General features: G+C 69.6%; 18 protein-coding genes. 10 read left to right on the top strand and 8 right to left on the bottom strand.

Annotated features, from left to right (window positions below):
- Window positions 1-96: 96 nt before the first annotated feature.
- Genes glgC through AC4GYY_RS11535 form a run of 3 tightly spaced genes read right to left on the bottom strand, consistent with a single transcriptional unit; the run spans window position 97 to window position 6024 of the window.
- Window positions 97-1350 carry a glucose-1-phosphate adenylyltransferase gene (gene glgC / locus AC4GYY_RS11545; protein ID WP_491120707.1) on the bottom strand — a complete coding sequence of 418 codons (1254 nt, stop codon included), beginning with the start codon at window positions 1348-1350 and terminating at the stop codon, window positions 97-99.
- Between the two features lie 49 nt (window positions 1351-1399).
- A complete protein-coding gene (glgB, locus tag AC4GYY_RS11540) occupies window positions 1400-3577 on the bottom strand; it encodes a 1,4-alpha-glucan branching protein GlgB (RefSeq protein ID WP_491120706.1) in 2178 nt (725 codons plus the stop codon).
- Window positions 3574-6024 carry a glycogen/starch/alpha-glucan phosphorylase gene (locus tag AC4GYY_RS11535; RefSeq protein WP_491120704.1) on the bottom strand — a complete coding sequence of 817 codons (2451 nt, stop codon included), beginning with the start codon at window positions 6022-6024 and terminating at the stop codon, window positions 3574-3576. Before AC4GYY_RS11535 ends, glgB begins: the two co-directional genes overlap by 4 nt.
- Before the next feature lie 125 nt (window positions 6025-6149).
- On the opposite strand from AC4GYY_RS11535, the gene AC4GYY_RS11530 reads away from it, so the two are divergent.
- Entirely contained in the window at window positions 6150-7676 is a 1527-nt protein-coding gene (locus AC4GYY_RS11530) for a glycosyltransferase family protein (RefSeq protein ID WP_491120702.1), read from the top strand.
- Here AC4GYY_RS11530 and AC4GYY_RS11525 read toward each other — a convergent pair.
- Both AC4GYY_RS11525 and AC4GYY_RS11520 read right to left on the bottom strand, forming a co-directional pair.
- The gene (locus tag AC4GYY_RS11525; protein WP_491120700.1) at window positions 7673-8002 is read right to left on the bottom strand and encodes an HNH endonuclease; all 330 of its coding nucleotides are present in this window, start codon (window positions 8000-8002) and stop codon (window positions 7673-7675) included. The genes AC4GYY_RS11530 and AC4GYY_RS11525 overlap by 4 nt on opposite strands.
- 33 nt (window positions 8003-8035) lie before the next feature.
- Window positions 8036-8191, bottom strand: a complete 156-nt coding sequence (locus AC4GYY_RS11520; protein ID WP_491120698.1) for a hypothetical protein — start codon at window positions 8189-8191, stop codon at window positions 8036-8038.
- 176 nt (window positions 8192-8367) lie between these two features.
- Between AC4GYY_RS11520 and AC4GYY_RS11515 the strand changes: the two genes are divergently transcribed.
- Both AC4GYY_RS11515 and AC4GYY_RS11510 read left to right on the top strand, forming a co-directional pair.
- Window positions 8368-9375, top strand: a complete 1008-nt coding sequence (locus tag AC4GYY_RS11515) for a fumarylacetoacetate hydrolase family protein (protein WP_491120696.1) — start codon at window positions 8368-8370, stop codon at window positions 9373-9375.
- Between the two features lie 60 nt (window positions 9376-9435).
- Entirely contained in the window at window positions 9436-9597 is a 162-nt protein-coding gene (locus AC4GYY_RS11510) for a hypothetical protein (protein ID WP_491120694.1), read from the top strand.
- A gap of 17 nt (window positions 9598-9614) precedes the next feature.
- On the opposite strand, the gene AC4GYY_RS11505 is transcribed toward AC4GYY_RS11510, so the two are convergent.
- A complete protein-coding gene (locus AC4GYY_RS11505) occupies window positions 9615-11417 on the bottom strand; it encodes an AcrB/AcrD/AcrF family protein (RefSeq protein WP_491120693.1) in 1803 nt (600 codons plus the stop codon).
- A 92-nt stretch (window positions 11418-11509) separates the two neighbouring features.
- On the opposite strand from AC4GYY_RS11505, the gene AC4GYY_RS11500 reads away from it, so the two are divergent.
- A complete protein-coding gene (locus tag AC4GYY_RS11500; protein ID WP_491120691.1) occupies window positions 11510-11962 on the top strand; it encodes a GtrA family protein in 453 nt (150 codons plus the stop codon).
- Window positions 11962-12690, top strand: coding sequence for a class I SAM-dependent methyltransferase (locus tag AC4GYY_RS11495; protein ID WP_491120690.1), 729 nt, complete (start codon window positions 11962-11964; stop codon window positions 12688-12690). Before AC4GYY_RS11500 ends, AC4GYY_RS11495 begins: the two co-directional genes overlap by 1 nt.
- On the opposite strand, the gene AC4GYY_RS11490 is transcribed toward AC4GYY_RS11495, so the two are convergent.
- On the bottom strand, window positions 12687-14627 hold the full coding sequence (locus tag AC4GYY_RS11490) for an energy transducer TonB (protein ID WP_491120688.1): 1941 nt from the start codon (window positions 14625-14627) through the stop codon (window positions 12687-12689). The genes AC4GYY_RS11495 and AC4GYY_RS11490 overlap by 4 nt on opposite strands.
- A gap of 72 nt (window positions 14628-14699) precedes the next feature.
- On the opposite strand from AC4GYY_RS11490, the gene AC4GYY_RS11485 reads away from it, so the two are divergent.
- The 5 genes from AC4GYY_RS11485 to AC4GYY_RS11465 all read left to right on the top strand — a co-directional run bounded on the left by AC4GYY_RS11485 (window position 14700) and on the right by AC4GYY_RS11465 (window position 18718).
- Complete coding sequence (locus AC4GYY_RS11485) at window positions 14700-15083, top strand: hypothetical protein (protein WP_491120687.1); 384 nt, start codon at window positions 14700-14702, stop codon at window positions 15081-15083.
- A gap of 68 nt (window positions 15084-15151) precedes the next feature.
- Complete coding sequence (locus tag AC4GYY_RS11480; RefSeq protein ID WP_491120685.1) at window positions 15152-16306, top strand: acyl-CoA dehydrogenase family protein; 1155 nt, start codon at window positions 15152-15154, stop codon at window positions 16304-16306.
- 150 nt (window positions 16307-16456) lie between these two features.
- The gene (locus AC4GYY_RS11475) at window positions 16457-16717 is read left to right on the top strand and encodes a type II toxin-antitoxin system Phd/YefM family antitoxin (protein WP_491120683.1); all 261 of its coding nucleotides are present in this window, start codon (window positions 16457-16459) and stop codon (window positions 16715-16717) included.
- Window positions 16714-17097: a type II toxin-antitoxin system VapC family toxin gene (locus AC4GYY_RS11470; RefSeq protein WP_491120681.1), complete on the top strand. Its 384-nt coding sequence runs from the start codon at window positions 16714-16716 to the stop codon at window positions 17095-17097. Before AC4GYY_RS11475 ends, AC4GYY_RS11470 begins: the two co-directional genes overlap by 4 nt.
- A gap of 220 nt (window positions 17098-17317) precedes the next feature.
- Window positions 17318-18718: a DEAD/DEAH box helicase gene (locus AC4GYY_RS11465; protein ID WP_491120679.1), complete on the top strand. Its 1401-nt coding sequence runs from the start codon at window positions 17318-17320 to the stop codon at window positions 18716-18718.
- Here AC4GYY_RS11465 and AC4GYY_RS11460 read toward each other — a convergent pair.
- Complete coding sequence (locus AC4GYY_RS11460) at window positions 18715-19230, bottom strand: GNAT family N-acetyltransferase (protein ID WP_491120677.1); 516 nt, start codon at window positions 19228-19230, stop codon at window positions 18715-18717. The genes AC4GYY_RS11465 and AC4GYY_RS11460 overlap by 4 nt on opposite strands.
- Window positions 19231-19339 lie beyond the last annotated feature (109 nt).

Genomic DNA, 19339 nt, shown 5'->3' with positions numbered 1-19339 from the left:
GCTGTGAGGGCGTACTCCGCAACACCTGGCGACACCCCTCCGTCAGCCCTTCGGGCTGCCACCTCCCCTTGCAGGGGAGGCATCGGTTCGCTCCCCTCACAACCGGTCCACCATCGGCTGGGTGATGAGCACGACCCCGCTCTCCGTCCGCCGGAAGCGCTTGGCGTCGAGCTCGGGTGCGTCTCCCACCACCAGGCCGTCGGGGATCACGACGCCGCGGTCGATCACCACCTTGCGCAGGCGCGCGCCGCGGCCGACGTGGACGTGGGGAAGCACCACCGCCTCGTCGAGCATTGCGAACGAATGACTGCGCACGCCGGTGAACAACAGCGAGCGGTGAATCGACGAGCCCGAGACGATGCAGTCGCCGGAGACGAGCGACGCCACCGCCGAGCCGCGCCGGCCGTCGACGTCGTGGACGAACTTGGCGGGTGGCGTCAGTTCCGAATAGGTCGAGATCGGCCAGGTGCGATCGTAGAGGTCGAGCTCGGGGATAACGTCGGTCAGGTCGATGTTCGCCGCCCAATAAGCGTCGATCGTGCCGACGTCCCGCCAGTAGCTCCCCGCCTCATGGGTGGAGCGGACGCAGCTCCTGGAGAACTGGTGCGCCACCGCCTTGCCGTGCTCGACGATATGGGGAATTAAATCCTTGCCGAAGTCGCGCGCCGAGCCGGGCGTCTCGGCGTCGCGGCGCAGCTGTTCCAGCAGGAATTTCGTCTGGAAGACGTAGATCCCCATCGAGGCGAGCGCCATGTCGGGCTTCCCCGGCATCGCCGGAGGATCGGCAGGCTTCTCGACGAAGGCGATGATGCGGTCGTCGGCGTCGACGTGCATCACCCCGAAGCCGCTCGCCTCCGCGCGCGGCACCTCCAGGCAGGCGACCGTCACGTCGGCGCCGGTGTCGACGTGCTGCTGGAGGATCAGTTCGTAATCCATCTTGTAGATGTGGTCGCCCGCCAGGATGACCATATATTCCGGTGCGTAGCTCTCGATGATGTCGATGTTCTGGAAGACGGCGTCCGCGGTGCCTTCATACCATTGGAACTCGCTGACGCGCTGCGAGGCGGGCAGGATGTCGAAGCTCTCGTTGCGCTCGGGGCGCAGGAAGTTCCAGCCGCGCTGGAGGTGGCGGATGAGGCTGTGCGCCTTGTACTGGGTCGCGACGCCGATGCGGCGGATGCCGGAGTTGACCGCGTTCGACAGCGCGAAGTCGATGATCCGCGACTTGCCGCCGAAATAGACCGCGGGCTTGGCGCGGGCGTCGGTCATCTCGAACAGCCGGCTGCCGCGGCCGCCGGCGAGCACATAGGCCATCGCATCGCGCGCGAGCGGGTGTCGAAACTGGTCCATCCCCATCTCCTTTCCAAGCCCGCTCATCCTGAGGATGATCGGAACGCTCTTACCCCGCCCATTCGAGCATGACCGTCGCGAGCGGCGGCAGCGTCACCAGCACCGCGCCGTCTTTCGCGACCACGCCGCCAAGATTGCCGAGCCCCGATCCCCAATAATCGTGCGCGTCGGAGTTCAGCACCTCGCGCCAGCGGCCGTCGTGCGGCACCGGGATCCGGTAGGGCGCGCGGGCGACCGGGGTCATGTTGCAGATCACTGCCATCGGCCGCGCGTCGGGAGCCGTCCGCAGCCAGGCGAAGACCGAATTGGTGGCATCGTCGACCACCAGCCATGCGAAACCCTCGGGCTCGCAGTCGCGCGCGTGGAGCGCGGGCTTTTCGCGGTAAAGGCGATTCAGGTCGCGGACGAGCTTCCTCACCCCGTCGTGCGCGTGGCTGGCGAGCAGGTCCCAGTCGAGGGCGCGCTCCTCGCTCCACTCGCGGCGCTGCGCGAACTCCTGCCCCATGAACAGGAGCTTCTTCCCCGGATAGCCCCACATCATCGCCAGATAGGCGCGAAGATTGGCGAACTGCTGCCAGTCGTCGCCGCTCATCTTCGTGAGCAGCGACCCCTTGCCGTGGACCACCTCGTCGTGGCTCAGCGGGAGGACGAAATTCTCGGTGAAGGCGTAGGTCAGCCCGAAGGTGATGTCGGTGTGGTGGTGCGCGCGGTGGACCGGCTCCTTGGCCATGTACCGGAGCGTGTCGTGCATCCAGCCCATGTTCCATTTGAAGCCGAACCCGAGGTTCTCCTGCGCCGCGCCCTCGAACGCCGGTGCGGTGACGCCGGGCCAGGCGGTCGATTCCTCGGCGATCGTGAACACGCCCGCTTTGCCCGGGCCATGCTGGGCATAGACCTCGCGATTGACGCGGCGGAGGAAGTCGACCGCTTCCCAATTCTCGCGCCCGCCCTGCTCGTTGGCGATCCACTCGCCCGCCTTGCGGCTGTAGTCTCGGTAGAGCATCGATGCGACCGCATCGACGCGCAGGCCGTCCACATGGTAGCGTTCGGCCCAGAACAGCGCGTTGTTGACGAGGAACGCCTCGACCTCGCGCCGCCCGAAATTGTAGATCGCGGTGTTCCAGTCGGGATGGAAGCCAAGCCGTGGGTCCTCGTGCTCGTAGAGCGCGGTGCCGTCGAACCGTGCAAGGCCGTGCGCGTCGGTCGGGAAATGCGCGGGCACCCAGTCGATCAGCACGCCGAGACCGGCGCGGTGCGCGCCGTCGACGAAGCGCGCGAACCCGTCCGCGTCGCCGAACCGTGCCGAGGGGGCGTAGAGCCCGGTCGTCTGATACCCCCAGGACGGATCGTAGGGATGTTCGCTGACCGGCAGGAACTCGATATGGGTGAAGCCCATGCCGACGACGTAGGGGATCAGCCGGTCGGCGAGCGCGTCCCACGTCAGGAACCAGCCGTTCTCGTCCTTCTGCCACGATCCGGCGTGGACCTCGTAGATGCTGATCGGCATGCGCCGCGGATCGACCGCGGCCCAATAGGCGCGGTGGTCCCGGTCTCCCCAGACGTGCGCGGCAGGGGCGGTGGTGAGCGAGGCGGTGGCGGGGCGGAGTTCGGCGGCGAAGGCGAAGGGATCGGCCTTGGCGGGCTGGAGCGTACCGTCCGGTCCGACGATCTCGAACTTGTACGCCTGCCCTTCCGTGAGGTCGGGCAGGAAGATCTCCCACACGCCGACGTCGCCGCGCTTCCTCATCACGTGGCGGCGGCCGTCCCAGTCGTTGAAGTCGCCGATCACCGACACCCGCCGGGCATTGGGGGCCCAGACCGCGAAATGGATTCCGGTTGCGCCCTCATGCTCGATCCGGTGCGCGCCGAGCTTGTCGTGGAGGCGGATGTGGGTCCCTTCCGCCATCAGGAGGTCGTCGGTGGGACCGAGCACGGGACCGAAGGTGTAGGGATCGGTCACCCACCACTCCGCGCGGCCGCCCTGCACGCGGTAGGCGAGGGGCTGGGGATCGCCGGTGATCCAACCTTCGAAGACGCCGGCGTCGTGGACCCGCTCGAGCGATCCCACCGCCGCGCCGGTTAGCGCATAGGCGGTCGCCGCCTCCGCCCCCGGCAGCCAGGTCCGGACGAACGTGCCGCCGGGGCCGGCGAATGCGCCGAGCAGCGAGAAGGGATCGTCGTGGCGCCCCTCGACCAGGGCCTCGATCGCGCCACGCGGCGGCGTCACATCACGCCCCAGATGTCGCGGGCGTATTCGGAGATGGTGCGGTCGGACGAGAACCAGCCGACTCCGGCGACGTTGCGGACCGCCGCCGCGCCCCAGGCCGCCTTGTCGTTCCACCAGGCGTCGACGCGGCGCTGGGCGGCGGCATAAGCGTCGAAATCGGCGGCGACCATGAACCAGTCGTGGTCGTGAAGCCCGCCGACCAGCTCCGCGTAGCGACCGGGATCGTCCGGCGAGAAGACGCCGCTGCTGATCGCATCGAGCGCCTGACGCAGTTCCGGCGACCCGTCGATGACCGCGCGCGGATCGTAGCCCGCGGCGCGGCGCTGGGCGACCTCCTCGGTCGTCATGCCGAAGATCACGATGTTCTCGTCACCCACACGGTCGCGGATCTCGATGTTCGCGCCGTCGAGCGTCCCGATCGTCAGCGCGCCGTTGAGCGCGAACTTCATGTTGCCGGTGCCCGACGCCTCCATCCCGGCCGTGCTGATCTGTTCGGAGAGGTCGGCGGCGGGGATGATCTTCTCCGCCAGGCTGACGTTGTAATTGGGGACGAACACGACCTTGAGCAGCCCGCCCACCGCAGGATCGCCGTTGACCCGCCGGGCGACGTCGTTCGCCAGTTTGATGATCAGCTTGGCATTGTGATAACTCGATGCCGCCTTGCCCGCGAAGATCTTGACCCGCGGCGTCCAGTCACGTTCGGGATGGCTCCTGATCTGGTCGTAGAGTGCGACGGTCTCGACGATGTTCAGGAGTTGGCGCTTGTATTCGTGAATGCGCTTGATCTGGACGTCGAACAGCGCGTCGGGGTCGATGCGAAGCCCCATGCTCTCCTTGATGTATGTGCTGAGCGCCACCTTGTTCGAACGCTTCACCTCGGCGAATCGCTCCCGGAACGAGGCGTCCGCCGCGAAGGGGGCAAGCGCGGCGAGCTTCGCCGCATCGTCGCCGAACTCCGGGCCGATCGCGTCGCGGATCAGCGCGGTCAGTCCCGGATTGCACTCGTGGAGCCATCGGCGCGGCGTGATGCCGTTGGTCTTGTTGTTGATCCGCTCGGGGTAGAGCCGGTGGAGGTCCGCGAACACCGTCTGCTTCATCAGCTCGGTGTGGAGCGCGGCGACGCCGTTGACGCTGTGCGAACCCGCGAAGGCGAGATTCGCCATGCGCACCCGCCGCTCGCCGCCCTCGTCGATCAGCGAGATCGCGCCGATCGCGCGGTCGTCGGTTCCCTTCGCCCGCGCCTCGCGCAGCAGCGTCGCATTGATCGCATAGACCAGCTGCATGTGCCGCGGCAGCAGCCGCTCGAACAAGGGCAGCGGCCAACTCTCCAGCGCCTCGGGCAACAGCGTGTGGTTGGTGTAGCCGAAGGTCGCCCGGGTGATGTCCCACGCCTCGTCGAACGACAGGTCGTGATGGTCGACCAGCAGCCGCATCAGCTCGGCGACCGACACCGCGGGATGGGTGTCGTTGAGCTGGATCGCGGCCTTGTCGGGGAGCGTGCGGATATCGCCGAAATACTGGACGTGGCGGCGGACGATGTCCTGGATCGAGGCGGAGGAGAAGAAATACTCCTGCCGCAACCGCAGCTCCTGCCCCGCCGGAGTCGAGTCCGCGGGGTAGAGCACGCGCACCAAAGTCTCGGCCCGCACCTGGCCGGCGAGCGCACCCGCATGGTCGCCGGCGTTGAACGCATCGAGCCGGATCGGATCGAACGCGCGCGCGGTCCAGAGTCTCAGCGTGTTGACCCGCTTGCCCCGGTGCCCGACCACCGGCGTGTCGACCGCGATCGCCTCCACGGCCTCGGCCGGGGCCCAGTGGACCCGGCCCGCCTCGTCGCCTTCGACCGCGCCGCCGAAGCCGACGAAATAGGCGCTCTCGCGGCGCTCGAACTCCCAGGGATTGCCGTGCTGGAGCCAGGTCTCGGGCAGCTCGATCTGCCAGCCGTCCTTGATCCGCTGCCGGAACATCCCGTTCACGTAGCGGATGCCGTAGCCGTAGGCGGGCAGGTCGAGCGTCGCCAGGCTCTCCATGAAGCACGCCGCCAGCCGCCCGAGCCCGCCGTTGCCGAGCGCGGCGTCGGGCTCGATCTCCTCGATCGTCGCCAGGTCGACCCCAAGCGCGGCCAGCGCCGCCTTCATCTCGTCGGACCGCCCCAGGTTGGCGAGCGCGTCGCGCAGCAGCCGTCCGATCAGGAACTCCAGGCTGAGATAATAGACCCGCTTCGCCCCGGCGGCGTGCGCGGCGCGGGTGGAGTCCATCCACGTTTCGATGATCTCGTCGCGCACCGTGAAGATCGTCGCGGCGAGCCAGTCGTGCGGGCGCGCCGCCTTCGCGTCCTTGCCGATCCGGTGGACCAAGGTGTCGAGGATCGCGTCGGCGAGCGGCGGACGTTCGTCCGCGGGCGCGGGGGGCGAGGAGAGGTCGTTGGCGGCGGCGGTGGCGGGCATGCGTCGTCCTCGGCTGTCGGGCCCGTTCTGGACGAGGCGGGCCGCGGTGTCGACGGCCGCGCCGGGACAAATGACGCGGGCGAACGCCGCTTGCCGCGTGGACGAGGGGCGGGCACGAGCGGGCGATGCGCTCCGCCTCTCGATCGCCGCTCGCGGCGCTGCTGCTGCTCGCCGCCGTCCTGCGGCTGGCGGTGACCTGGGGCGCGAGCGTCCACCATCCGGACGAGGTGTTCCAATATCTGGAGCAGGCGCACCGGCTGGTGTTCGGTTACGGCTACGTCCCCTGGGAATATCGCGACGGGATGCGCAGCTGGCTGGTGCCGGGTCTGCTCGCCGCGCCGATGTGGGCGGGCGAAGGTCTCGGCGCTCACGTGCTGCTGCCGCGCCTGGCGGTGGCGCTGGCGACCCTGGGCACGGTGTGGGGCGCATGGTCGCTGGGAGACCGGGTGTCGCGCCGCCACGCGCTGTTGGCGGCGTTCGTGACGGCGACCTGGTTCGATCAGGTCTTCTTCGCGAGCCACACGCTGACCGAGACGATCGCGACCGCGGCGGCCGTGCCGGGAGTGGCGCTGCTCTTTGAAGGAGTAGGCGCGTCCTCCGTCCGTGCCGAGCGCGGTCGAGGCACCGTGGAGGCCGAGGCCATCGGTCCTCGACTTCGCTCGGGACGGACGGCGTTGATGTTCGCCGGCGCGCTGCTCGCTTTCGCCGCGCTGGTCCGCTTCCACTACGCCCCCGCGCTGGCCCTACTGGTCGCCTGGCGCTGCCGTCTCGATCCCCGCGCCTGGACCGCGGCGATCGCGGGCGCGCTGCCGGTGCTGGCGATCTCCGCCGCGGTCGATCTGGCGAGCGGCGCGACGCCCTTCGCGTGGATCGCGGCGAATTACCGCCGCAACGTCGTCGACAATGCGTCGGCGACCTACGGGGTGTCGGGGCCGCTCTTCTACCTCGTCGAGCTGCGCCGCTGGTGGAGCATCGCGCTGATGCCGATCGTGTTCCTCGCGATCTTCGGGGCGCGGCGCTATCCCCAGCTCCTCGCGGCCGCGGTGCTGACGATCGTGCTCCACATGGCGATCGGGCACAAGGAACTGCGCTTCATCCTGTTCGCGATGACGTTGCTGGTGATCCTGGCCGCACTCGGGACGGCGACGCTGGTCGAGATGGCGTGGACGCATCGGGGCGCATGGATCGCGGCGGCGTTCGCGGGGTGGGCCGCGGTCAGCCTCGCGCTCGCCCTCACCGGCGAGAGGCGCTGGCGCTGGTCGGACGGCGCGCCCGCGCTCGAGGCGGCGACGCTCGCCGGACGCGACCCGAAGCTGTGCGGGATCGCCACCTACGACATGCGCTACTGGCAGTCGGGCGGGTGGACCTTCCTCCACCGCGACGTGCCGATCTACCCGGTCACCGCCCGCGACGAACTGGGCGTCCCGCCGATGGATCCGGCGACGCTGGCGCGGATCGCGCCCGGGTTCGACGCGATCCTGACCACGCCGGCGGGGGCGAGCGCGATGCCGCCGGGCTATGCGCGGGTCGGGTGCCGCACTCCGGCCGCGCCCTTCACCTCGCGCGCCGATCGGCAGGCGCGCGCGATCTGCCTTTACCGGCGACCCGGCGGCTGCGACCGCGCGGTCGCCGGAGCGTGGCGGCTGCGCTAACGCCGCCGACGGGTGGGCGCGTGGAAGTCGGGCGGCTTGTCCGCGACCCAGGCGAGGAAGCGGGCGACCGCCGGCTCGGCGCGCGCGGCGTCCAAGGTCGCGAGGCCCGCCAGCTCCGCATTGGGCAGCGCCGCGTGGATCGCGCGGTGGCAGATCGGATGGACCGGCAGCGTCTCGCGCCCGCCCTCGCTCTTCGGCACGACATGGTGCGCCTCGACCTTGGCGCCGAGCGGTCTGCCGCACAGCGCGCATCGCGGCGCTTCCACCGCGCGCGCGGCCAGCGCCTCCGCCGCCGCGAGCCCGCGCAACCGACTGACTCGTCCCATCGCGCGCCGATGTGGGGCGCGCGGGTGGAAAAGTCAGGCGGTCTGCTGGTCGCGCGCCTCCGCCTCGGCACGCTCGCGGTACAGGTCGGCAAGCTTCGCATGGGCATGTGCCGCCGCGGTCCCGGCGGCGGATTGCGCGCGCCGGCGCTCGGTCTCGGCACGGTTCTGAAAGTAACGCTGGTCGGTCATGGAGCGTCCCCGTCTGATCCCGGATCATCGACTCGCTACGCCACCCGAGTCGGTCCGGCGCGACGATGATAGCGGATCGGATCGACCGCGCTTTGCCATGGATCAAAGCCGTCGCCGGCATGGCGCGCGGGGTTCGGGCGCGCTAGACCTCTCCGCGGCAACGAGGAGAGACGTGCGTGAAATTGGCCAGTCTGAAGGGTGGACGCGACGGGCGTCTCGTCGTGGTCTCCGACGATCTCGCCTGGTGCGCGGACGCCGCACATCTCTGCCCGACGCTCCAGGCCGCGCTCGACGACTGGGACCGGGTCGCGCCGCAGCTCGAACTGCTCGCGATCGACCTCCGCAACGAAGCGATCCCGCGCGAGCGGTTCCACGAGCACGACGCCGCCTCGCCGCTGCCGCGCGCGTATCAGTGGGCGGACGGCTCGGCGTACGTGAACCACGTCGCGCTGGTCCGCCAGGCGCGCGGGGCGGACATGCCGGAGACCTTCTGGCACGATCCGCTGATGTACCAGGGCGGGAGCGACGGCTTCCTTGGACCCCGCGACGCCATCCCGCTCGCCGACGAGAGCTGGGGCTGCGATCTGGAGGCCGAGGTGGTGGTCGTCACCGGCGACGTGCCGCCGGGCGCGTCGCGCGAGGCGGCGGTGGCGGCGGTGCGGCTGGTGGGGCTGACCAACGACGTGTCGCTGCGCAACCTGATCCCCGGCGAACTCGCCAAGGGCTTCGGCTTCTTCCAGTCCAAGCCCGCCAGCGCCTTTTCGCCGGTGTTCGTCACGCCGGACGCGCTCGGCGACTGGTGGCGAGACGGCAAGCTCCACCGCAAGCTGATGGTTGACCTCAACGGCCAGCCGTTCGGCCGTGCCGAGGCGGGGGAGGACATGACCTTCGACTTCGGCACGCTGATCGCGCACGCCGCGAAGACCCGCGCGCTCGGGGCGGGGACGATCATCGGCTCGGGCACCGTCTCGAACCGCGACGCCGAGGGCGGCCCGGGCAAGCCGATCGCCGACGGCGGAGTCGGTTATTCGTGCCTCGCCGAGGTCCGCACCGTCGAGACGATCCGGGACGGGAAGCCGGCGACGCCTTTCCTGAAGGTGGGCGACACGGTGCGGATCTGGGCGGAGGACGAGCGCCACCACCCGATTTTCGGGACGATCGAACAGACGGTCGTCGGCGGGTAGCGCGGGGCTCCGCGACGACGGCGCTGGCGTCGCGGCGCAAGGGAGCGCAAACGTCGCGCCATGATCCCACATCAGCGCTGGACGCAGACCGCCCTTTCGGACCTTCGCACGCGCCTCGCCGAAGGGGGAAGCGTCCAGGCCGTCGCCGACGCGCAGGGCCGCTCCGCGGTCGACGTGCAGGCGATGATGACGCGGCTGCGGCTGCGCGCGCGCGCGGATTGATCGCGGTCAGCCCCCGCTCACCGCACCCGCCACGCCCGGAACGGCGCGTCCTTCCACAGCGGCACCGGCTCCAGCCAGTCGAACTGCTCGTCGTGCGCCAGGCGGTCGTAGAACCCGCCCTTCGCCCGCGCGCGATAGACCGTCGACTCCGCCATGTTCGGGCAGACCAGCAGCACCGTCGCGCCGTGGCGCTTGATGATCGCGCGCGCCTGTTCGGGCGAGCGCTTGAAGGCGTGCTGGACGTCGAGGATCGCGTCGCCGTTGCGGTGATATGGTCCCGCGATCGCCGAGAGGCGCGTCGTCGCGATCAGCCGCGGGCCGAGATCGACGAAGGTGAAGACGGTCTGCGGCGGCAGGATGCGGTCCAGCCGGGCGAGCTGGGGGAGCGCGTTGCACCGCGCGCCGGCGCGGTTCACCCGCTTCGTATAGTCGCTCGGCCGGTCGATCGGGAGCCACTTGATCGCGAGCCCGGCGAACAGGCCGGACACGATCAGGAACCCCGCGACCGTCCCGAACACCCGGACCAGCATCATCCGGCTGCCGAGCAGTCGCGGCAGCAGCAGCCAGCCGAGCGCGGTCGCGCCCGGCACCGCCATCAGCTGCGCCGCCGGGCCGGCGCGCGCCTGCCACAGCAGCATGGCGGCGGCGAAGGCGACGAACAGGAGGACGCTCGCCCACCCGACGAGATTGTCCGCCCGCCGCGCGCGCCATGTCGCGACGATCGCGCCGATCACGCCCACCACCGGCAGCGCGACGATCGGAAAGGCGACGCGCAAGGGATGCTTGTAGATCGGCTTGGCCTCGCGGACGTTCGCCAGCCACTGGTCGTACAGTTCCTGGCTGACCTGCTCGGGGCGGCCCAGGCATTGCGGGAAGGCGAGGGCGAAGAAGGCCGCGACCGCGCCCCCCGCCGCCAGCGCCAGCGCGAGGCGCACCTCGCGCCGCTCGACGCGGAGCAGCGACAGCACGAACAGCAACGCCCCCGCGGCGATCACCGCCGACAGCCACACCGGCGTCAGCGCGTCGCAGCGCATCACCCGGTTGGCATTCGACGCGAACACGACGAAGCCCAGCGCCGCCCCGCCCGCGAGCGTCAGCGCATAGACCTTGAGCCGCTCCGCTTCCGCCCGGTCCCAGACCCAGCGCAGCGCGATGATCGCCCCCGCCGACGCCGCATAGGGCATCAGCTCGAGCCCGATCGTCAGCGACACCGCGCTCGACACCCCGACCAGCGCGCCGCCGCGCACGCCGCGCGGATCGCAGAGCCCGGCGACGCTGACCGCCAGCATCGCCAGCTGCCAGCCGTGATGGTCGATCCGCTCGGGCATGAACATCGCCAGCGTCGCCGAGCATCCCATCAGGAAGACCAGCGCGAGCGGCCAGGCGAGCGGCGCGATCAGCCGCCGCACGGTGGCCGCGATCGAGATCATCGCGATCGACAGCGGCAAGAGCGGCGCGACGCCGCACGCCAGGCGCTCGGCCCACACCGGCCCGGCGAGCGGGCGCAGCACCAGGATCAGCGCCGCGATCGGCAGGTCGACCAGCCGGCTCCAGTGGATGTCGAAGCCGGCCGGAGGGTTCAGCCGGTAGTCGCGCAGATCGTACCAGCCCTGCCCGCCGAGCAGCCCGCGGACCTGCATCAGCCGCATGTTGTCGTCGGTGTCGCCAAGCGACAGGAAGCGGATGTTGGGCCAGTAATCGACCACGAACCATGCGCCGACGCACACCCATGCGACCAGCGTCAGCCGCAGCCAGTAACGGTCGAGCTCCGCCTTCAGGGTCGATCCGGCGCCGGGATCATCGGGGGCGGGTTCGGTCAAAACGCTTTCCTCACCCTTGGCGCGGCATTAGGGACCCGCGGCATCACCGCCGCCGACGCGCGGGCTTAGCCGCGCGCGCGCAAAGGGCAAGTATGACGGCGCTCCTCTCCCGCCTGGATCATCCCGAGACCCGCGCGGTCTTCTGGCAGCTCGTCCGCTTCGGGATCGCGGGCGGGCTGGCGACCGCGATCTACACGATCGTCTATTGGCCGGTCGCGACCTACGGCCATCGCATCCTGCACGTCGGCAGCGGCGCGGAATGGCCTCTTATCGGCAACGTGCTGGGCTATCTCGCGGCGATGGTGAGCGGCTATTTCCTCCACAGCCGGTGGAGCTTCAAGGGACATGGCAGCCGCGAGGACGAGGTCGCCACCTCGTCGCGGTTCTTCGCCGTCTCGCTCGTCAGCTTCGCGCTCAACACGATGTTCGTCTGGGTGCTGACCGGGCCGCTGTTCCACGGCGCGACGTGGTGGCCGCTGGTCCCGATCCTGTTCGTCACTCCGCTCGTCACCTTCGCGCTCAACCGCCTCTGGGTTTTCAGATAATGGATCGACGTGTCTACGATCGCATGGCCGAGCACGATTCGACCCATTGGTGGTACCGCGCGCGCCGCGAGGTGCTGGCGGACTACATCACCCGCTACGCCGGGCTGCCCAAGGACGCGCGCATCCTGGAGATCGGCTGCGGCACCGGGCACAACCTGCCGATGCTCGCGCGCTTCGGCGAGGTCGACGCGATCGAGATCGATCCGGCGGCGCGCGCGGTCGCGGCGCAGCGGCTCGGCCGTCCGGTCGGCGATGCGCCGCTCCCCGCGCTCACGGGTGTCGAGCGCGGCGCCTACGACCTGATCGCGGTGCTCGACGTCGTCGAGCATATCGAGGACGACGTCGCGGCGCTGCGCGCGATGGCCGATTGCCTCAAGCCCGGCGGCCGCATCCTGATCGCCGTCCCCGCGCACCCGTGGCTGTGGAGCGCGCACGACGTGGTGAACCACCACCACCGCCGCTACACCAAGGCGACGCTCGCGAAGGCGATCGCCGACGCCGGGCTGCGCTCGCGCAAGATGCGCTGGATGAATTCGCTCCTCTTCCCGCTCGCCGCCGCCGCGCGCGTCGCGGGGCGGATCACCGGCCGCGACGACAGCGACGATTCGCCGCCCGCAAAGCCCGTCAACGCGCTGTTCGAGCGCATCTTCCGGCTGGAGCGCCACCTCGTCGGTCGCGTGCCGATGACGCCGGGCGTGTCGATCGTGACGCTGGCGGCGCGGGGCTAGGGCATCAGGAACCGGACCGGCAGGTGGCTGGCGGTGCACGCCAGCGAGCCGCCGGGTCGATAGCTGCTCGTCCAGCGCGATTGCTTCGCGATCCCCGTCGCCGCCTCGTCGAAGACGAACGGCGGATAGGCGATCAGCGCGCGCTGCTGCGCGGTGCGGCCGTCGGCGGCGATGTCGAACTCGGTCTGCACCCAGCCCTCGAAGCCCCAGCGCTGCGCCTCCTGCGGAAAATCGGATGAGCTGGCCCCGCTGCTGCGCATCGCGGGCGTGACGCCGAGCATCGCGCATTGTTCGGCGGAAAGGCCGGTACGGCGGAAGGCGGCGCCCGCGCCCGCGGCGTCGCCCTCGCGCGCAAGCAGGTTCGCCTTGCGCAGCAGTGCATTGACCTTGAGCGGGTGGTGCTCGGGCAGGCCCGGTGCTTCGATCACCTGATCCAGAAGCAGGGCAGTGTCCTTGCTGGGCGCGCCGCCCTCCTCTGCGCCGGCCATGTTCAGCCGGAGTACCGCGGCGGCGACCGGATCGGCGGCAATCACCGGATCGGTGAGCAGCGCGCTCACGCCTTGGAGGTAGCTCGCTCGCGACTTGGCGCGCGCATGAACCCGGTTGATGCCGATCCACGTGTGCACCGCGGCGGGCGCGGACGTCAGCGCACCGGCCGCACCCGCACGCTCTACGAAGCCGAACCGCTCTTCGTCGGACAGCGAGACGTTCGCGGCGAGGGCGATCTCAGCGGCGAGTTCCTCGCGCGAGCCCGGCTTCGCCGCGGCGAGCGCGGCGCGCTGGAGGGGAGCCGCAGCGGCGTCGCTCATGTCGTCCCAGGCCGGCGCACTTCCATCGAACAGCCACCCCTTCATTGCGTCGACCACCGCCCGGCCCGGGCCGGGCACGTCCGCCGCCGTCGAGCACCGCAGCTCGACCCGGGTCAGCGCGCGGTAGAAGATCGGGATCGCCTTCGCCTGTTCCGCCTTCCACGACCAGCCCGCAACGGCGCGCGCGAACGCGATCGCCGCCGAGCGATTGCCGGTGACGTAGATCGGCAGCGACGAGATGATCCCGCCGTTCTCGTCGAGCGCGAACTGGACCACCGCGACATCGCTCGGCTTCAGTCCGATCGCCGGATCGCAGGTCGGCGCATCCATCGATCGCGCCTGCGCGAACGGGGCTTGGCTGATCCGCCCGGCGTTGGTGTAGGCAAGGTACTCGCGCGCGCCGTCCTTGTCCCCGGTCAGCAGCGCCGCGATCGCCAGGTCGGACCGGGTCGCCACGTCCTCGATGTGGATCCTGGTGCCCAGACCGCCCTGTTTGGCCAGACTGTCCTTGAGCATCGCATAGGCGTCCTTCGTCCGCCCCGCGTTGAGCAGCACGCGCGCATATTGGGTCTGCACCGAGGCGACGTCGGCCTTGCTGGCCTTCGCCGACTTGATCTCGGTGCTCGCCTCCTCGGCGTAGCGGAGCGCACGCCCGTCGCCGTCGAACATCGTGACCGCCGAGAGGGTGAGCAGCGGCTGCACGCGCTCGATCCCGGTCGAAAGCGCCAACGCCTTCTCCGCCTCCGCGATGGCCGCGTCATAGTCGAAGTGGAGCTGCGCCGCGCCGGCCAGCGCGAGGCGGGCGTCGCGCACGTCGCGAGCGAACTCGGCACCCCTGGCTTCGACCACCGGCAATCCGCTGCGGATCGAGGCCTCGCCCTCGGCGACCCGACCGGTGCGGATCATGCACACGCCCTTGCGCACCGCCAAGGTGGCGCGCGCGAGCGCGTTGCGCATGATCCCCGGAGCGTGCTCGACCGCCGAATAGCCCGCAACAGCATCCTGGCACCGCATCGCGTCGAACGCCGCGTTGGCGGCGTCGAACTGTGCCTGCACCGTGACCGGTGCCGCGGTAGCGGGCGCTGCCGGTGCGGCGGCGGCCGCCAGCAGCAGACTTGGCAACATCATGATCTTGCTCTCCCCCAACATCCGGGAGAAACCTCATCGCGGATGCGCTTGTCGACTCTTTTCGCGCCCGTCGTGGCACCGATGCTCGTCGCTGCTTCGGCCCCGGCCGCGCCGCCGTCGGCGGTGGTACTCGTCGTCGCCGGCTGGTGCGCGCCGTGCCGAGACGAGATCGCACACCGCGAGGCGATCGCCGTCGCCGCCGAGCCGCGCGTCGTCCGCGTCGTCGCGATCGACGATGCGAAATCGACCCGCACGATGCTCGCGGGGCTGCCGGTCTGGGCGGTATGGAAGCTCTCGCCCCCCGAGCGGCTTCGTTTCGCCGAGACGGTGTTCGCCCGCGCGCCCGGCCTTCCCTATGCCTTCGCGACCGACGCGCAGGGCCGCCGCTGCGCCGATGTCGCGGGCGAGCTCGACGCCGCGCACACCCGCGCCCTGGTCGCGCGCTGCGCACCATAACAAAAGTTACTTGACCCCTTCCGCAGCCGCCGCGACAAGCGGATCAAACACTTCGGAGGGGATGTCCCATGTCGCTCGATACCTTGCCCGGCCGCTTCGCCTACACCGAGGATCACGAGGCGTTCCGCGCGACCGTGCGCGGCTTTCTCGCCAAGGAAGGCGTGCCCCACGCCGACCAGTGGGAGAAGGATCGGCTCGTCCCCAAGAGCTTCTGGCGGCAGGCGGGGGAGATGGGGATGCTGTGCCCGACCGTGCCCGAGGCGTACGGGGGGCTGGGGCTCGACTTCGGCTACAACGCGATCGTCGACGAGGAGATGGCCTATGCGGGCGTCCCCGCGGGCTTCTCGCTCCAGTCGGACATCGTCGCCGGCTATATGGAGCATTACGGCTCGGAGGAGCAGAAGGCCGAATGGCTTCCCAAGATGGTCTCGGGCGAGGTCGTCACGGCGATCGCGATGACCGAGCCGGGGACGGGGAGCGACCTCCAGTCGATCCGCACGACCGCGAAAAAGGACGGCAACCATTACGTCCTCAACGGCTCCAAGACCTACATCACCAACGGCCAGAACACCGACCTGACGCTGGTCGTCGCCAAGACCGATCCGGACGCGCAGCCGGCGTACAAGGGCATGTCGATCATCCTGGTCGAGAGCGACCGCGAGGGATTCCAGAAGGGCCGCAAGCTCGACAAGATCGGCCAGGACGCCGCCGACACGTCCGAATTGTTTTTCAACGACGTCCGCGTGCCCATCACCAATTGCCTCGGTGAAGAGGGAATGGGCTTCATCTACCTGATGAGCCAGCTGCCCCAGGAGCGGCTGTCGATCGCGGTCAGCGTCCAGGCCTCGTCGCAGAAGGCGTTCGACGACACGGTCGCGTTCGTGAAGGACAGGAAGGCGTTCAAGGGCACAATCTTCGACTTCCAGAACACCAAGTTCGTCCTCGCGGACCTGAAGGCCAAGCTCCAGGTCGGCTGGGCGCATCTCGACTGGGCGATCAAGCGCCACCTCGAAGGCAAGCTGACCAACGAGGAGGGCGCCGCCGCCAAGCTGTGGCACACCGACCTTCAGTGGGAGGTGATGGACAAGTGCCTCCAGCTCCACGGCGGCGCGGGGTACATGAACGAATATCCGATCGCCCGGATGTGGCGCGCGGCGCGCGTGTCGCGGATCTACGGCGGCACGAACGAGATCATGAAGGAAGTGATCTCGCGCAAGTTGTAGCACGCGGAAGGTAAGTTCCGCGGCGGTCGCGCGCAGCGCGAACAGCTTGCCCGGACGGCGGACGGGCGCGCATCACGCGCTCGGTCCGGCCGACGGCTTCGCCGTCGGCCTTCCTTGCGCCCGCATCACGACCGGACTAAGTCCACCCTCATGCGCAAGGTCAACATGCATGAGGCGAAGACCCATCTGTCGAAGCTGGTGACGGCGGCGGCGGCCGGCGACCCGTTCGTCATCGCCCGCGCGGGCAAACCGCTGGTGAAGGTGGTTCCGTTCGACGGTGACGAAGCGAAGCCGGCGAAGCGCCGGATCGGGTTCATGGAGGGCGAGATCTCCGTTCCGGACGACTTCAACACGATGGGCCAAGCCGAGATCGAGGCGATGTTCTACGGACGTGCGGACGGTCAGGCTTGAGGCTCCTGCTCGACACCCAATTGCTGTTGTGGACGGCGGGCGAACCCGATCGGCTTTCGAAAGCGGCGCGCGACCTGATCGAGCGGGCCGAGAACCAGCTTTGGTTCAGCACCGTGAGCATCTGGGAGATCGCGATCAAGCGGGCGCTCGATCGCCCCGACTTCCGGGTCGAGCCCCGCCGCTTGCGGGAGAAGCTGCTCGCAGCCGAACATGCCGAACTGCTCCTGCGGAGCGAGCATTGCTTCGCTCTCTCGGAGTTACCGCACCTACACCGTGATCCGTTCGATCGGATGCTGATCGTTCAGGCCGGTGTTCAGCAATTGACGATCGTCACCACGGATCATGCGATGGCCCAGTACCCCGGCGTCGTTCACGTCTGACCGCCTCGATTCCACCCCACCTTGACTTTTGCCGCATCTGCGCACAGATGCGTCATCATCGAGGCGTATGCAGCGTGATCGAGCAGTCGGGTCCGCCCTGCGCTTGAGCTCCGCCTCGGTCGTTTCAACGGGCTTCCCTTTTCACGCGGGGTGTCATTCTCCCCCGCCCCTCGTGCGTCCGACGACGTGCGAGCCCGGCATACCTACGGACTCCATACCCATGTCTTTCGCACATCTCGGCCTCGCCGAACCGCTCGTCCGCGCGCTTGCCGCCAAGGGGTACGAGACCCCGACCCCGATCCAGCAGGACGCGATCCCGCTGGTGCTCGAGGGCCGCGACCTGCTCGGCATCGCGCAGACCGGCACCGGCAAGACCGCCGCCTTCGTCCTCCCCTCGATCCACCGCATGGCCGCCGCCGGCAAGCGTGTGCTGCCGATCCACTGCCGGATGCTGGTGCTCGCCCCCACCCGCGAGCTCGCCAGCCAGATCGCCGAGAGCGCCCGCGCCTACGGCCAGTTCTCCAAGCTGTCGGTCGCGACCGTGTTCGGCGGGACCAGCATCAACAAGAACCGCGCCGATGTCCGCAACGGCGTCGACATCCTGGTCGCGACCCCGGGCCGGCTGATCGACATCGTCGAGCAAGGGTTCCTCAACCTGTCGACGATCGAGATCCTGGTCCTCGACGAGGCGGACCAGATGCTCGACCTGGGCTTCATCCACGCGCTTAAGAAGATCGTGCGGATGCTGCCGAGGAAGCGCCAGACGCTGTTCTTCTCGGCGACGATGCCGGTCGCGATCCGCGATCTCGCCTCGCAGTTCCTGCACGACCCGGCGACCGTCAGCGTCAAGCCCGCGGCGACCACCGCCGAGCGCGTCGATCAGTCGGTCACCTTCGTCAACCAGACCGAGAAGCAGGCGCTGCTGACGATCACGCTGCAAGACCCCGCGGTCGAGCGTGCGCTCGTCTTCACCCGCACCAAGCACGGCGCCGACCGGGTCGTGAAGCTGCTCGCCGGCAACGGCATCGCCGCGAACGCGATCCACGGCAACAAGAGCCAGCCGCAGCGCGAGCGCGCGCTCGCCGCGTTCAAGGACGGCCAGGTGCCGATCCTGGTCGCGACCGACATCGCCGCGCGCGGGATCGACGTCTCCGGCGTCAGCCACGTCGTCAACTTCGAGCTGCCCAACGTCGCCGAGCAGTACGTCCACCGCATCGGGCGGACGGCGCGCGCGGGGAAGAGCGGCATCGCCATCGCCTTCTGCGCCGACGACGAGCGGCCGTACCTCAAAGACATCGAGAAGCTGACCCGCCAGAAGATCGCGGTCGTGCCGCTGCCGGACGATTTCCTGAAGCAGGCCGAGGCGATCAAGAACACGCGGGTCAAGGCGATCGGCGCCGATCCCGCGCCGCGTGAGGACCGTCCCCGCCAGCAGCGCGGTCCCGCGCGGCCGCGTGCGACGCACGCGCCGGTCGCCACGGGCGCGACCGGACGCAATTATGCCGGTGCGAGCCGGCGCGGGCCGAGCGGCGGCGGCACGGGTGGCGGCGGTGGCCGCGGCGGCCGTGGCCGTGGCGGCGGCGGTGCGGGCCGATCCAGCGGGGCGGGCGCGGGACGCTAACGCGCCTCCGCCCACGCCTTGCGCGTGAGTGTGAGATAGACGCTGTCGCACCACTCGTCGCCGACGAGGCAGGTGCGCGGTGCTCGACGTGTCTCGACGAAGGCCAGTCGGCTCAGCAGCCGCAGCGATGCGGCGTTGCGCGGGTCGACGTCGGCTTCGATCGCGGTGAGCCCGTGCGTCTCGAACGCGCGCGCGATCACCGCGGCCAGTGCCTCGAACGCCAGCCCGCGTCCCCACACCGCAGGCGTGAAAATGAAGCCGATCTCGGGGAAGCGGTACAGCCCCGCCTTGCCGATCACGCGGCGGTCGCGCTCGACGACGAAGTCTTCCCCTTCGACCGGTGGAATCGCGATCATCGACGTGAGCCAGTCGCGGGTCTGCTCGATCGTCGTATGCGGCGGGGTCGACCAATAGCGCATCGCGCGCGGGTCGCTCAGGATTGCATGGAGCGCGTCGAGATCGTCTTCGCGCACGGGCCGCAGCAGCAACCGCTCGGTCCTGATCTCGGCCATCGTCCTCCTCCTGCTCCCGTTCCTGTCGAGCGAAGTCGAAACACCCGACGTATTGCGCGTGACCCGTCCCTCGACTTCGCTCGGGACGAACGGTTGAGGAGCAGCCTCG

It is taken from the genome of Sphingomonas sp. SP6 (genome assembly GCF_058313435.1).
Note: the sequence above shows the minus strand (reverse complement) of the source record. Positions and strands in the feature narration are given on the sequence as shown.

Coding starts and splice junctions, on each gene's coding strand:
- AC4GYY_RS11530 (WP_491120702.1), top strand. CDS start 6,150: ATGCGCTCCGCCTCTCGATCGCCGCTCGCGGCGCTGCTGCTGCTCGCC.
- AC4GYY_RS11465 (WP_491120679.1), top strand. CDS start 17,318: ATGTCTTTCGCACATCTCGGCCTCGCCGAACCGCTCGTCCGCGCGCTT.
- AC4GYY_RS11495 (WP_491120690.1), top strand. CDS start 11,962: ATGGATCGACGTGTCTACGATCGCATGGCCGAGCACGATTCGACCCAT.
- AC4GYY_RS11525 (WP_491120700.1), bottom strand. CDS start 8,002: ATGGGACGAGTCAGTCGGTTGCGCGGGCTCGCGGCGGCGGAGGCGCTG.
- AC4GYY_RS11490 (WP_491120688.1), bottom strand. CDS start 14,627: ATGATGTTGCCAAGTCTGCTGCTGGCGGCCGCCGCCGCACCGGCAGCG.
- AC4GYY_RS11480 (WP_491120685.1), top strand. CDS start 15,152: ATGTCGCTCGATACCTTGCCCGGCCGCTTCGCCTACACCGAGGATCAC.
- AC4GYY_RS11460 (WP_491120677.1), bottom strand. CDS start 19,230: ATGGCCGAGATCAGGACCGAGCGGTTGCTGCTGCGGCCCGTGCGCGAA.
- AC4GYY_RS11510 (WP_491120694.1), top strand. CDS start 9,436: ATGATCCCACATCAGCGCTGGACGCAGACCGCCCTTTCGGACCTTCGC.
- AC4GYY_RS11535 (WP_491120704.1), bottom strand. CDS start 6,024: ATGCCCGCCACCGCCGCCGCCAACGACCTCTCCTCGCCCCCCGCGCCC.
- AC4GYY_RS11475 (WP_491120683.1), top strand. CDS start 16,457: ATGCGCAAGGTCAACATGCATGAGGCGAAGACCCATCTGTCGAAGCTG.
- glgC (WP_491120707.1), bottom strand. CDS start 1,350: ATGGACCAGTTTCGACACCCGCTCGCGCGCGATGCGATGGCCTATGTG.
- AC4GYY_RS11520 (WP_491120698.1), bottom strand. CDS start 8,191: ATGACCGACCAGCGTTACTTTCAGAACCGTGCCGAGACCGAGCGCCGG.
- AC4GYY_RS11500 (WP_491120691.1), top strand. CDS start 11,510: ATGACGGCGCTCCTCTCCCGCCTGGATCATCCCGAGACCCGCGCGGTC.